Annotated in this window: 7 protein-coding genes; all 7 read right to left on the reverse strand. The window is 65.4% G+C overall.

The genetic code is table 11. From position 1 onward, the window contains the following. Positions 1–53: 53 nt before the first annotated feature. Positions 54–2,336 (reverse strand): transglutaminase domain-containing protein, encoded by a 2,283-nt coding sequence (locus tag Q0X68_RS02410; protein ID WP_297747024.1) that lies wholly within the window; start codon positions 2,334–2,336, stop codon positions 54–56. Next, positions 2,336–3,568, reverse strand: coding sequence for a DUF58 domain-containing protein (locus tag Q0X68_RS02415; protein WP_297747027.1), 1,233 nt, complete (start codon positions 3,566–3,568; stop codon positions 2,336–2,338). Before Q0X68_RS02415 ends, Q0X68_RS02410 begins: the two co-directional genes overlap by 1 nt. Continuing rightward, positions 3,568–4,533 carry a MoxR family ATPase gene (locus tag Q0X68_RS02420; protein ID WP_297747030.1) on the reverse strand — a complete coding sequence of 322 codons (966 nt, stop codon included), beginning with the start codon at positions 4,531–4,533 and terminating at the stop codon, positions 3,568–3,570. Before Q0X68_RS02420 ends, Q0X68_RS02415 begins: the two co-directional genes overlap by 1 nt. Further along, positions 4,530–10,745 carry an Ig-like domain-containing protein gene (locus Q0X68_RS02425; RefSeq protein WP_297747033.1) on the reverse strand — a complete coding sequence of 2,072 codons (6,216 nt, stop codon included), beginning with the start codon at positions 10,743–10,745 and terminating at the stop codon, positions 4,530–4,532. Before Q0X68_RS02425 ends, Q0X68_RS02420 begins: the two co-directional genes overlap by 4 nt. Then, positions 10,745–12,358, reverse strand: a complete 1,614-nt coding sequence (locus Q0X68_RS02430; RefSeq protein ID WP_297747036.1) for an FHA domain-containing protein — start codon at positions 12,356–12,358, stop codon at positions 10,745–10,747. The genes Q0X68_RS02425 and Q0X68_RS02430 overlap by 1 nt, the downstream gene beginning before the upstream one ends. A gap of 77 nt (positions 12,359–12,435) precedes the next feature. Beyond that, complete coding sequence (locus Q0X68_RS02435) at positions 12,436–13,560, reverse strand: MalY/PatB family protein (protein WP_297747039.1); 1,125 nt, start codon at positions 13,558–13,560, stop codon at positions 12,436–12,438. A gap of 10 nt (positions 13,561–13,570) precedes the next feature. Next, positions 13,571–14,713, reverse strand: coding sequence for a hypothetical protein (locus Q0X68_RS02440; protein WP_297747042.1), 1,143 nt, complete (start codon positions 14,711–14,713; stop codon positions 13,571–13,573). Between the last annotated feature and the right edge of the window lie 51 nt (positions 14,714–14,764).

The following is a 14,764-nucleotide window of genomic DNA, read 5'->3' on the forward strand; positions in this document are numbered from 1 at the left end:
GACTCACGCTTGCCTCCTCACAACCTCAGAATATGGGTATACAGCAGTTTCCACTACTTCATTCTCCTGAACGACTTCGTGGAAAGTCTGGACAGTATCCATCTCGGCCAGGGTACCGAGCGCCGCATTCCACGATTCACCGACTTGGACTCCTGCCAGTACTCCTGGGCCACTTGCTCACTCGGCGCGCCGGGCGCGAACACCAGCCAGTCCGCTTCCTTCGCAAGCGAAATGGCGTCCGCCTGCTCTGGAATCTTGCTGAACGTCTCAGTGAGCTGCATGGCCTGCTCAGAACGCGTCGCGGACAGCGACGGCGAATGCCCCAAGTCGCGCGCCTTATCGACGAGTTCCAGCCAGGCACCGGCGACACGGTTGGCGACGTCGGGGTCATTCTTGCGACGAGCGCGCCGTCGCAGTTTCAACCCGATGATGAGCGCGATGGGCACAACGATGGTGAGCAGCGGGATGCCGGCGATCAGTGCGATGGCACCGACGCGCCCCCAGTCGATCGTCCGCTCCTCCTCGGGGATGTCGCCCGGGTCTGTCGGGAGCTGTTCCTCCTGCGGTGGCACGTCGGGCTTCTGCGGCGGCGGGGGCGGATTCACCACGTAGGGCCGCGGCTTCGGCGGCTCCTGGGGAACCTCCTCGTCAGCCGTCCGGTCCTTGGGCGGCGTCGGGTCGAAGCGCACCCAACCCAGGCCGTGCAGGTTCAGCTCTGGCCACGCGCCCACCTGATCGCCAGTAATTTGCGACGAGTTCTCCACCTCGTAGCCGTAGATCACCCGCGACGGGATGCCGAGCTCGCGCGCCATGAGCGCCATGGTGGTGGCGTATTGTTCGTGGTCGCCGATCATGCGCTGCTGATCGCCGAGCAGCTCCAGCAGCCGCGCCTGTGAATGCCCAGGCCGCGACTCCACCTCATCTTCTTGGCCGTGCGAGAAGAATCCAAGCTTGAGCTGCTTCTCCAACGCGAGCGCTTGCGCTCCCGCCGTCTGCCGCCCTTCCGTCCATTGCCGAGCCAGCATGCGCAGGCTCTCCGGTACGCCGCTGATCTTCGCTTGCTTCACCTGGCCGGCCTCGGCGTCGGCGATGTGTGCATCGGAGGGGCGCTGCGGGGCGATCGCTCCAAGCGTGTACGTGTCACCGTCGTGCAGGCCAGCGAGCGCGACGCCGGTGCCGGAGCGGTGGTTGTAGAAGAATGATTCGCCCAGCTCGATCGCGCGTTCCCCGTCGAAGTGCACGGCGGTGGAGCGCCCCAGCGTCGGCACCCACACGTCGTCGTAGTTGTGCACGCGCACGGTGAGCTCGAGTTGATCGCCTTCAGTAGTGTCATCGATCCACTGCCCGACGCGGCGGAAGGTCGTCTCGTCGACGGCCTCGTCGTCGAGGGTGGCGACGCGGAACGCGACGCCGTCGTACGTGTCGAGTGTGGCGATGCGCACGATGTCTCCCGGCCGCGCACCAGCCACCTCAAACAGCGTCTCACTACGGTGTTTGGTGATGTTGGCTCGGAACCCCTGCAGCGGGGAGCGCTGGTCGGCGAGGTTGATAGGAATCTCGACGCCGCTGCGCAGCGTGGCGCGGTGCGCGTCGCCGGCGAGTGCGGGCGCTGCGAGCATCCCGACGAGGCCCGCCACCGCCAGCACCGCCACGCCCATGAGCAGGCGCATGGGCCGGAAGGTGCCCTGCGACTCAGACAGCCGGTCGCGCAGTGTGCCGCGCCGGTACGTCGTCCACAACAGCACCACGATGAAGAACGCGAGCCCCACCCACAGCGGCATCACGGCCACCCGCGCACCGAGCACCGCACCGACGGTGTATCCCACCGCTGCCGGCACCCACGCTGCCCCCGGGTAGCGCGTGCGGACGCTCAACGAACACCCGACCAGGCCCACCAGATATCCGACGATGCCCGGCACCGCGAGCAGGTTCCAGGTCTCGCCGATCGGTGGGTCGAGCGTCAACATGTCGCGCCAGGCCGTCACGGGGCCGGTGAGCAGCCCGAACAGCGTGCGCCCGGTGGGCACCACGTACCCGATCGCGGCCGACGGCATCACCAACGCGCTGCCGAACAGGAACCAACCGGCCACGGCGAGGAGCACCGTCGTGCCGACGCGCAGTTGGCGCAGAGCGCCGACGAAGGCAATCACCATGCCGAGCGCGGTGAAGCCGAGCACGGTGACGAACAGTAGCGGCGTGCCGTACACCGGCCAGAACGCGAGCACGACCAGCGCCGCGAGCAGCAGGAGCACCCCGGCGTCAATGGCGAGCCACGCACGCGGCGACCCGGCGAGCCGCCACAAGCTCCTGGTAGCTCGCGTTGAGGGAACCGACATCAGTCCATCGACCTCCTCATCACGCGAGGAAGGTGCTCGAGGCTACCGATCTGGTTCAGGGTGACGTTGCCCACCTTGCGGTTGCGGGGCTCGTCGCCCGTGGAGACCCGGATGCCGATGTAGCGGGTGTCGACGTCGAACCGCGCGCTCGCCACACGCAGGTCGGTGAGGGTTGTCGTCGATCCTGAGATGAGGATCACGATCGACGCCCCATAGTTGGCGCGCGAGTGAGAGTAGGCGAGATCTGCGACGCCGCCACGCGCGGTCTGCTCCACGAGCGCGAGTTCGTCGAGGGCCACCGTCGGCGCTACCGCCGCGAGTTCTTCCTTCGACGTGGCCATCACCAGCTGCGAATCTCCCAGCAAGGCTTGCATCGCGATCGACGCTGCCGCCGAGACCGCCGTCTCGAACTCGTCATCGTCGATGTACGACTGGTGGCCCGTATCCAGCGCGACGAGCACCTTCGACATGCGCGACTCCTCAAACTGGCGCACCATCAGTTCGCCGGCGCGCGCAGAAGATTTCCAGTGCACGTGGCGACGGTCGTCGCCGGCCACGTAGGGGCGCAGCGCGTGGAAGTTCATGTCGGATGCGCTGAGGTTCGGGCTCGCGTGGCCCTCGAGGTCGTGCACGAAACCCATCTGCCGCCCAGGCAGGCGCACCGTCTTGGGGTGCACGTACACCTCTTCCTGACCCGTCCAGTGCGTCTCCCGCCCGGCCAGGCCAAAGGGGTCGCCTTGCACCGAGTTGGCAGGGCCGACGACGATGCGTCCACGCCGGTGCGTCGGAATCCGAAACCGAAATTCGCGCGTGCTGCCCCCTGGCATGAGCGGCATCCAGAAACTGGCCATCTCTTTCCCGAGCGGAAGGTCGAGGCGGGAACCGAGGTGACGCTTGCCGGGCTGGGTTTGCACGAGAATCCGCCCGAAAGCCCGCTCCCCCACCACGACCGAGCGGTCCGAGAGCTGCATCGTGACGCGCAGCCGCGGCTTGCCGATGGTGAACAGCAGCGCGATGCCCACCAGCACGATCGCGACGATGCCGACCAGCACAAACTCCGTCCACCTTGCGACGAGCCCCACGACGAGCACTATGACGCCCAGCAGCAGTGCGATCCACCCTGCGTTGCGCATGCCGATGCGCTCGCTGACGCGTTTGTACAGCGAGCGAACGGCCTCACCGGTTGGCGGATCGACCGCTTCGGGGATCTCCCAGCGGGCGGTGGTAGTCATCAGTCGCGGGCGCGCTCCGTCGGAGGCGGCACGGAGCCAATCACGCCCGCCATCACGTCGACGGCCGTGACGCCGTTGAACTCAGCCTCAGGGTCGAGAATCATGCGATGGGCCAGGCACGGCACCGCGAGGATCTTGACATCGTCGGGGGTGACGAAGTGCCGCCCTACCGACGCCGCCCACACCCGCGATGCCCGCACCAGCGCCAGTGCGCCGCGAACGGACGCCCCGAGGCGCACATCCTCGGCAGCGCGGGTGGCCTCGACGAGACGCACGATGTAGTCCATCACGCTCGCCTCGATGTGCACCGCCCCCGTCATCTGCGCCATTTCGGCCACCTGCTGGCCCGTCACCACCGACGGCAGCGCCGTCGAGCGTGGCCGCGAGCCGCCGGAGGCAAGGATGCGCATGGTGGCGTCGTGGTCTGGGTAGCCGAGCGTGGTCTTCATCAGGAAGCGGTCGAGCTGCGCCTCAGGGAGACGGTATGTGCCGGCCTGCTCGATGGGGTTTTGGGTGGCGATCACCATGAACGGGTTACCGACGGAGTACGACTGCCCGTCGACGGTGACTCGCGATTCTTCCATCACCTCGAGCAGCGCCGACTGGGTTTTCGGCGAGGCGCGGTTGATCTCGTCGGCCAGCACGATCGACGCGAAGACCGGGCCCTGATGGAACTCGAACTCGCCCGATTTCTGGTCGTAGATCGTCACGCCGGTGACGTCGGAGGGCAGCAGGTCGGGGGTGAACTGGATGCGGCTGTGTGTGCCCTGCACGGACTGCGCGATGGCGCGGGCGAGGCTCGTCTTGCCGGTGCCGGGGTAGTCCTCGAGCAGCAAGTGCCCCTCCGCCAACATGCACGTGATCGCGAGGCGGATGGCCTCACTCTTGCCCATGATGACGCGCTCAATGTTGCCGACGATGTTCGCGAAGTTCTCGCTGAACCATCGTGCTTGTTCTGGATTCACTGTTTCCTCTCGACGTTATTCCAGGTCCAGCGGCTGCTATTGCCATTGATGGTGCAGTTGACCTTGAACTTCTCGTGTGGTTTGGGATCAACATCGGTCGAACCTGGCTTCAGGTACATCTCCGATTTGTAAATGCGGCCATTGGCAGCGGTGATGGTGTCCAGTAGGTTCCCGTCTTCGCCGAGAACTCTGCATTCACTGCTCTCCGAGACGTAACGAATGGAGACAGTTAGCTTCTTCGTCGCAGCTCGGTATTCCACCGTGGAGACATTCTTAATGTCGTATGACTCGCGTTGCACCTGAGGAATAGTCGATGGCTTCTCATCACCAGGTTTGACACCTCTCCATCCTAGCGTGAAGGCTGAGCTGCCACTCTTCAGCAGTATGTCGCCGTTTACCCACTGCTCGACCTTCGGGCCTATCCCGGAGTCGACATGGTAGCCCCCCGGGGCCCACCCGCCTGTGTCTTCCAGGGATGGCTCTGCCCGCGGGATGATCACGCTTTCTTTGTCGAAGGCCCAGGGGCCCCTAAGCGGAATAGGTTTCGGCCTCTTGCTCACCGGCACCATACCCGCCACGTGGTGCGTATCCGCGATCACCTGATCGCCTACGCCCTGCGTGAGAATCATCCGCACCTCGCCGGAGTACTCTCGTCCCGGAACGAGTTCCTGCGTGGTGTACGCGTCTGAGGTGTGTTCGAGATCAATCCAGTTGCCACCCTCGATGCGGTATTGCAGACGCGCCCTGGCCTTCTGCCGCTCCTCAGGAGTTGGCATCTTGGGAGTGATGAGCCGGAACCCAAGCTTATTGGGATACTTGGGGTTTCCGTATCGGGGGAACTTCGCGGGCCTTTCGACAATGAGCTTGGGGGCGCTCCACGAAATGAGCGCTTGCTTGGTTTCGGCGACGAGTCTTCGCGAGTGACGATTCTGAGCGTACAGACGGAACTTCACTTCGCTGTGCCCGAATCCGTCAAACCTATGCTCTTTGCTTTCATCGGGCGGGAAGGCAAAGACCTTACCCTGTCGTTCTTGCCCGCCCGTAACCGGGACGAGCTCCAGGTGCATCTTCGGATCACCGTTGGCCTCGAGCGTTTCTCGCGAAACTTTCACAGAAAAACGTCCGCCATTTTCGGTCGGTTCCGGGACGGCGGTAATGTTTGCGTTCCCCTTCGGCGGGCCGACGGGAAACTCCGGCACCGTGTGTTCGGATTCCGGCGAGGATCCAGCATTGTTGGTGGCCACAATTCCGAACGAATAGGTTGAGCCGTTGGTGAGGCCTGTCCACTCAAATTGCCGGGCTGAGCCTTCGAGATTCTTGCTGCCGATGCGCTTCCCGGACGAGTCGTACAAGTTGACGGTGTAGGTGGTAACCGGGCTTCCCTTGTTCTCCTCGTTCGCAAACTCGGCTTCCAACCACCGCACCATCAAAGCCTGGTCCCTGCTCTCCACGGCCGGGCGGCCGGGTGCGAGCGGTTTCACGTCGGGAATATAGGCAGCCGACTGCGGGGACGGTTCAGATGGGCCGAGCTTGTTGTACTCGACGACGCTCAGCGTCCACGGCACATTGTTGCGCAGCCCCGTGATGGTGCACGTCGTGCCCGGACACGCTTGCGTGACAGGCGATTGGCCTGGCGCAGACGCGATCACTTCGCGCTTCTCGATCGGGAATCCGTTGTCACCACCGGAGCGGTACTCGAAACGGATCTGTCCATCGCCTGGCACCCCGCCGAAGGGCGCCGACGGCGGTGAAGGCTTATTCTTCACGTTCAACCGGATACTGCCGTCAACGACGCGCCCCGGGTCCTTCGTCGCGTCTTGCACGGAGTAGCGGGCGGTGAGGGTTCCGACGAAATCCTCCGCCGGTGTGATTGTGACGGACTGTTCGTTGAACTCGATCTTGCCCGAGCCAGAAGTGATCGACGCTCCCGTCACGGTGAGGCTCGGGTCACTGGTGATGTGCGAAGTGTCGTTCGCAGTCACAGGAATCGACGTGGGAACACCACCCGCAGCGTCTTCCACCACGTCGGTTTCCGCGACAGTCAGGGGCTGCCTGGACGACACCATCTCGAGCACCACTTCGAAGTCCGCCGACGCGCCCACCGCGTTCGTCACCACACCGCTCAGGGTTCTACGGGTGCCGGCCTTCGCGGTGATCGGCGCCGTCGCGACGATGACGGAATTGCTGGACTCGGTGCGCCACTCGATGGGCGCATCGCCGCCCGTGTCCTTCCAGTCGCTGAAGCTGAAATCCAAGCCTCGGGGGTCGCGGAACAGCGGCATGGCGGAGAGCCGGAATTCTCCCTCACCAGGTGCCACCTGCAGCACACCGTCGGCTACCTTCTCCGGGGGCAGCTGTGTCAGCGGATCGTCCTCGTCGCCGCCCTTGTTCTGTTCGTTCGCGAGCACTTCAACGTTGATGGTCACGTAGGCACGCTTCGCCGTCGTGTCACCCTCGGGCACGACGTCGGTGACTTCGAATACGACGGCAGCAGGACCGCGGTAGTCGAGGCTTGGCGTGTAGTCGACACCACCGGTGGCGGGCACCGCGCTGCCATTCGTCGCGGTGATGGTGTCGGCGCTCGTGAGCTTCACCGGACGGCCTTCGGTGCCCTGGATGAGGTCGTCGAAACTCAGGTGCACTGGCTGGCCCGCGGTGGCAGTGATCTGACGGGCCTTGCTGTCGCGCACCACGGGGCGCACGTCCTGCGTACCGGGCACCGTGAGCAGCGCGTACGACGTCTGCTTGTCCTTGTCCGTCAGCGCGTACCGCACCTGCTTCATACGTTCCCCGACGGGCACCGCGATCTCTGTGGTGCTCACCGCCTGGGGGCTGTCAGGATCGTCCTCCGACGCGTCGGGCACCGAAACCTTCAAGTCGTTCTGTAGCCCATCGGGATCGAAATCGTTGGCTGTCACGTCAACCTCAATCACGGGCTTGTTGACCACGTCGAGGAACGGAACGAGGTCGTCACGCGCCACCGGAGGCAGCAAGGGCGCGTCCTCGTCGACCACAACCGTGAAGCTGCCGATGCCCTCCTGCTGACGGCTGTCGGTGATCCGGTATGTGCCGCGATACTTCCCCGGTTTCGTGATGGGGGCCACCGAGATTTCACGATCATTCACGATCTCGGCGGAGAGGGACGCGTCTTCCATCTTCACCGCGTTCTTGTCGGAGAACCCGATGCTGTCGCCCTCGAAATCGTAGTCATTGGCGAGCGCTGGCACCTGGATCGGGCGGCCCGGGCGAACCGTAATCGAGTCATGTACGGCAACCGGGGGCTGGTTCACCTTGCCAGGAGGAGCTACACCGACGCGGATCTGGCCACTAGCGACCTCACCGTGCGCGTCAGCCACCTCGTAGCGGAAGGTGTCGGTACCCTGGCTCTTCGGGAATGCCTCGTAGGTGAGGTAGCTCTCGCCCACCTCAACCACACGTCCCAGCGACGGCCCAGCACCCAGCCCCAGCAGCGTCACCGCGTCACCGTTGGGGTCGATGCCGTCGAGCCGAATCGGTATGCGCGTCTGACTGCCCGCGAGCACCCTGTCGACGACCTCCCTCGGCGCCGGCGGCTGGTTCGGGGAATCCTCGCTCACTGCGGTGACGTTGAGCACCGCCGAGGCAGTGTTCCCTTCCTCGTCGATGACCTCGTAGGCGACGGCCACCTGCTGGCGCTGCGAACCCTCGGGGACGCGTACCCGCAGCTTGTCGCCGTCGATCCATGTGTTGTCGCCGAGTGGCGACTCCAGAATGCGGTTGAGTTTCAGGTCCAGCCCAATCGGCGACGAATCGTTGACGAGCACCGGGGCGGAGGCGATGCTGCCTGCGCGCACGTTGATGTCGTCGTCGACGGCAATGGGCTGCACGGAGCCCGTCGTCTTCGTCGGAATCACGACGATGCTGCCGTGCGCGATGTGCCTGCCATCGGAGACCACATACTCAATCGTGACGGGTCCCGCGGGCGCCGATTTGGCTTCGATCGTCATCAAATGCCGGCGTTCCAGTTTCACGTTGAGCGACGGGTCGGGAGTGAACGACTGGATGACGAGCACGTCGCCGTCGGCGTCGGTGTCGTTGGCGAGCGGATCGATGAAGACGCTGCCTTCCGGCGGCAGCAACGCGACGTCGAGTGCCGCCACCGGCGGATTGTCGCTGCCGGGCGGCACGACGTCGATGCGCACCACGCCGGTGTCGAATTCCGTCGACGCGACGTTGTAGGTGACGTAGTAGGTGCCCGGTTGCGGCGCGGAGAACGTGAAGCTCTGATCGGCGTAGTCGGGGGTGACCTTGCAGGTGCTGCAGTCCTCGACGGCCACCTCCTGCAGAATCAGGTTCTCGCCGATGTCGTTCTCGAGCGGCCGCACCTCGACGGTTTGGTCGACTTGCACCATCGCGAAATCGGCGTAGGCGACGGGTTTTACCGGCTCGTCGACGACGTTGACCTCCAGCTCACCTTCGGTGGTGTCGGTGCCGTCGGAGATGGTGAGGTTGATCTTCTTCTTACCGTCGGTTTTGCCGATGTCTTGGTAGTTGATGGTGCCGTCGGGGTTGAAGGTGACGAGGTCTTCCGAGCCGGGCGGCATCGATGCGTCTTCCAGGATGAGTGGGTCGCCCTCCGGGTCGCGCCAGTCGGTCAGGATGCGCTTAGTGAACTTCGAGCCCTTCTGGATCGTCATCGGCTTGGCGAGCTCGAACAGGTACGGCGGCTTGTTGTCCTTCTTCGGATCAGCATCAGCGACGTTCACAGTGACATTGGCGGTGTCGGTGAGGAAACCGTCGGAGACGGTGTAGCTGAACGAGAAGCTCTTCTTCGTGTTCTCTGGCGGGATCGTGATCTGCAACCCGGTACCGCCGCGTACCGTCTGCAGCGATGCCCCGTCGATCTCGTCGGGCGCCTGGATGGTGAGCACGTCCCCGTCGGGGTCGGAGTCGTTGTCGAGCACGTCGAGGGTGGTGGCGCGCCCGTTGCGCGCGGTGAGCTCGTCGTCCTGGGCGGACGGAGGATTGTTGTCCTCGTTGCGATCCGCCTTGTCATCGGTGGTGGGCGCGTCGGGCGGCGGGGGCTCGTCGGATTCCTTGGTGACGAACTCTTCCCAGTTGTCGATGCGCGCCATGTTCTGATCGACGAGCCACACCACGCCGCTTTGTCCCTCGTTCAGAGCAACCGTGCGACGGTTCACCTGCAGCGACAGCATCGCACCCGCCGGAGCGTTGTAACCGGGAATGTCGCGGGTGAAGGTGTCGGCGTCACCGCAGCGCTTCACAAACGTGGTGCCAAACGCGCCGTAGAGGCAGCTTCCCACCTGCACCGGTTCCACGGGTGTGCCCGTCACCTCGCCGGACAGCGAGCGGACCCCGTCGGGGGTCACACCAATGAGGCCGGCCTCCGTTGCGTACACGGCGCGCACGTCCTCCTTGCCGCCCATGATCTGCTCCACCGGAGGCAGCAGTTTCGCGTTCGCCGCGCCCGAGACGTCGAACACCTGCGTGGTGCCCTCCACCCAGATGCGCGCGCCGACCCGATCCAGCACGACGGCGTGGTTACCCACTGCGCTCAACTCGACGGCACCGACGCGGTCAGGATCAAGCGTGAACGGCAGCTGGGTGCTTTCGCGTTTCCCGTTCACCTCACGCACGAGCGACGAAGTGTTCACGTCGAGGCCGATGAGCGCACCCGTCGCGGTGAGCGTCGCGACCCCGTTGACACCCACCTCGAACTGCGCCTTGTCCTTATCCGGGTCCATGGCGAGCACATCTTCAGCTTCACCAAACCAGACGCGCCCGTTCTGGGGGCTCGTCACGAGGAGCCGGCTACCCGTCAGCTGCACGTCAGCGCCCGTCGGCAACACCATGGGCGATTCGAGACGGTTGCGGCTCTGGTTGTAGCGCGTCAGCGTGTTGGAGTCCTCGCCGCGAACGAGCACAAGATCGTCGCTTTGCAGCACCGACGATTTGCGGTCTGCCACGGTGGTGGCCGATTCGAGCGCCTCGATCTGCGTGTTGACCATGCCCACCATCGCGCGGTTGCGGTTGATGGCGAAGACGGTGCCTTCGTCGAGGTGCATGTCAGCACGGTCGAGGCCTGGGCTCGCGTAGGCGGCCACGCCGAGGGCGATGGCGAGCACCCCGACGACGAGCCACTGCCAGAAGCGCCGGAAGAAACGGGCGAGCAGGCGCAGCCCCCGCGAAGTTGGCTTGGTGAAGTGAGCCATTAATCGCTCCTCGGCGGAACGATCTTCAGCCGCACCTGGTCATCGAGCAGCAGCTCCGTTCCAATCTCGACGGTGACGCTGCGCCCGTCGCGAAGCTCGAACTCTGGCTCCCCTGGGGGGCGCACGAGGGTGCCGTTGGTGGAGTGAAGGTCAGTGAGGACGATGTTCCACTCGTTGGGCGTAATCAGGATGTGGTTGCGCGAAATGTCGTTGCCGCTGCTGCTGACGCGCATGAGGTACGAGCCACGGGGCCCGCGCGCACCGTCGGGGGAACGCCCCACCACGACGCCACTCACCAGGTCAGCGCCGTCGCCCTGGTTAGAAATCACGGCAGCAAGCACCGGACGGCGGATCAAGCGTGGGTTGGAGGGGTCGACGGGCTCCGAGCACAGACGACAGCTCGACGCCCCGCGAGGGTTCGCGTGCCCGTTCCTGCACGGCACGGCCATCACCTGCGGGTCGGGGGTGGGCTGCGCGATGGGTGGCTTGTGCGTCGCAGCGAGGTCGGTAGAGAACACCGTGCCGGGCTCGTCGTCGACCTCACCAAAGTTGCCGGATACCACCACGGGCGCTTGGCGGCTGCCAGGCGGTGACACCTGCGACTGAGGTGCCGACGGGGCGCTCATCGGCGGCGGGGCGGAAGGCCGCGACAACGGAGGGGGCGACGCGGGCTCGTCGAACTGCTCCTGCGCACGCGAATGCTGCGGCTGCTCGGAAAGCTCGGACTCCTCGAGTTGTTCGGAGCTCGTAGGCGGCGCCGGTTCAGCCGAGCTGTCCCCGATCAGGGAGACAACCGGCTGCTGCCACGGCTGATCGTCTGGGTCCGGCTCGCTGGGCTCTGCGGGTTGCTCGGGCTCTGCGTCGAGCTCCTGCGACGGCACACCCGCGGCCGCTGCGGCAATGGACGGAGCGGCAGCTGGTTGCGGGGAGGGCGGCTGTGGGGGCACTTGCGTGTCGGCGTCCAGCGACGTGGTGTCCACCGTGCTACTTGCAGGCTCGGCCACCGCCGGGGTGGGTACCGCGGGGCTCGGTGTCGCCTCAGGGGCAGGTGCCGCGGGTGCAGGCTTCTCGATGGGGCGCTTGCGTCGTCGCACGCCCAGCACGGGGATCTTCTCGAGGACGCCCATGGACTCCGCGTCGGGGAGCCGAATGAGCTGGTTTTTCGCCGTCGTGAGTGTGACCGAAGACACCAATGCCGCGCCGACGACGAGCGGGAGGCGCACCTGGTTTCCTTCGATGGGTGCGAGCTGGATGGTGTAGGTCTGGTCTTGGTCGAGCAATTCCTCGTGCCACGTCACCGCGTCTTTGCCTTCGGCGACGAGTTCGCCGTCGACGTTGAGCAGTTGCGCCGCGCCACGGAACAGGCCGTGCAGGCCCGCCTTGTCCCAGAAGAATGCAGCGAAGTCTGCCAGCGATCCGATGCCTACCTCATGCACGAACTCGAACAGCGCATCAGGGGTGCGCGTCTCGAGCGTGCCGCGCCACAGGTTCGTCGCGAACTCTGACATCTCGGCGGGCGGGGCCGGCATGATGACCAACGATGTTGGCCCCGACAAGGCCAGCCATTTGCCACTCGTGTAGGCCAGCCGCCATGCAGCCACAGGTAATGCCATGGGTGGTTCCTTTCCTTCTCGGCCTCAAACGACTAGACAAACAAACTCCAGTCAACCAGACTCACCTAATCAGAAGGTTACGGGTTCCGCAGGGTCACCGCCGAGGACATACGTCGAACGCCTTCCTCGATGATCTCTGGGCTAGTGGCGAGGTTGACGCGCAGCCACTGCGCCGTCTCTGGCGCGAAGTCGGCGCCGAAGTTGAAACGCACCCGGCCCTGCTCGTGGAAGAACGCACCTGGATTGTCGATGCCCAGTGGCGTGCAGTCCAACCAGGCAAGGTAGGTGCCCTCGGCTGGTTCGTAGCGCAGCATGGGCAGGTGCTCACCCACCAGATCGGCGAACAGCCGACGGTTGCGCTCCAGCTCACCTTGGAGTTCGACGATCCACTCGCGGCAGTGGGTGAGGGCCGCCGTGTGAGCGAGCGCGCCGAAGTGGCTCATGGCCTCGCCGACGTAGCTCGGCATGCGCTGCAACGCGTCGGCGGCCTCGTCGCTGGCGAACAGCAGCCCGGCCTTCAAACCAGCGAGGTTGAAGGCCTTCGCGGCCGACGTCGACACGATGGCCTTGCCGGGGTCGTCGAGGGCGAGGAAGGGCGTGAACTCGTCGCCGTTGAACGGTGCGTGGATCTCGTCGACGATCACCGTGACGTCGTGGCGTCGCGCCAGCTGCGCCACCTGGGCGAGCTCGTCGCGGGTGTGCACCGTGCCGTTCGGGTTGTGCGGTGAGCACAGCAGGTAGGCGCGGGCGCCGTCAGCGAAGGCGCGTTCGAGCCCGTCGAGGTCGAGGCGATCGTCCACCAGCGGCACTTCGACGGGGGTGCGGGCCGTGCCGTCGATGATCTGCCGAAACGGTGGGTAGATGGGCGGGTTGAACACGACGGGGTCGCCGGGGCGGGTGACCGCTTCGATGGCGTAGCGCATGCCCTGCATGACGTCGCCGGAGCGCGTCGCATTGGCGAGGTTGGGCACCCAGCCCCAGCGCCACTCAGCGAAATCGGCGAAGGCCTCGCGGTAGATGGGCTGTTCTGGGTAGCCGGTGTCGCCGTCGCACAGCGCCTGCTCGATCTGCTGCACGACCGGCTCGGGCACACGGCAGTCCATCTCCGCCACGAACATCGGCAGCACGTCCGGTTCGAAGCGCGTCCATTTAATCGAGGTGCGGCGACGGAGCTCGTCGAGGGGCACGTCAAAAATGGCCATGAGATTCCTTTCAGTCGTTATCGCTCACCGTGAGCGGCAGCTGGCCTGCGATGTCGAGGAGCCACGTCAACAGCCCGTCGACGGAACCCGGCGCAATGGCCTGGGTGGTGATGAGCGCGATGGCATCGCCGCCGAACCACAGACGGTCGAACGGGGGTGCCTCATCGAAACACTGCCGAAGCTGCGGCCGCAACAGCAGGCGGGCGCCGTCGGCGTCGTCGGCGCGGATGCGCCAGGTGTAGTCGAACGCGGGATCGCCAACCTCCAAATCGCCGGCGCCCATGAGCTCGACCATCAGCTCGTCGTCTTTATTCAGCGCGACCACGGGTAGGCGCGTGCCAGGGATGCGCACGCCCACCACGTTGCGCAGCGGGGAAGCTTGGAAGCCGAATACTGGCAGATCGCCGAACTTGCCGACGAAGCCATGCCCGTCGGGTGACACAGGCAGCTTGTACTTGAGGCGCCCGTGAATGTCTTCCGACGAGGCGAACAGCCACTGCCGTTGCGCGGTCCAAGCGCGCCAGGCGTCGGCCGAGGTGCCGAACTGGAAGCGCTGCCTGGCCATGGGGCCGGGGCGCACGAGCGGCGGCTGCGGCACGGGGAGCGCGCGTCCGGCGCCGACGGCGGCCAGCACCCGCACGGGAATGGCGTCGACGATGGCGTGCAGCGCCGTGAGGTATTCGTCGACATCTTCGACGGTCAGGTCGCGGCGGGTGCTGAACAAGATAGCGTCGCGCTCGAACCACAGGCACTCGAACTCCACCCTGGCGAGCTGGGAGACGACCGCCGGGACGAGCACGTCGCGTGCGAACGCCGGTGACGACGCGACGGCCTGCCACTCGACGTCGAAGTCGCTGCCCACTTCCACGCGGGGGCCTTCGAGCGTTTCTAGTACGGAGGCGACACTCAGCATGGGGAACTGGGCTCCGGGCACGCGAAGCCCGACGACGCCGTACCCGCCCCAAGGGTCGGAGCCTGCCGTGGCGAAGAACGCCAGGCAGGGGTACTCACCGAAGCGGCCCTCGATGCCCATGGGCACCTGGCGCATCACGCCCTTGCGCAGACCTCCGCCACCAAACTGGGCAAGGATGTGCGGCCAGCCGCGGTGGAAAATCCAGCCTCTCGCCGCAGCCCATGCTTCCCAGTTGAACATGCGCGCCTCCTTCTCGCTTTCCAAGTGTATGCCCGTTCCCATGCTCGACAT

The organism is uncultured Tessaracoccus sp. (assembly GCF_947286155.1).
In the GTDB taxonomy this organism is placed as follows: domain Bacteria; phylum Actinomycetota; class Actinomycetes; order Propionibacteriales; family Propionibacteriaceae; genus Arachnia.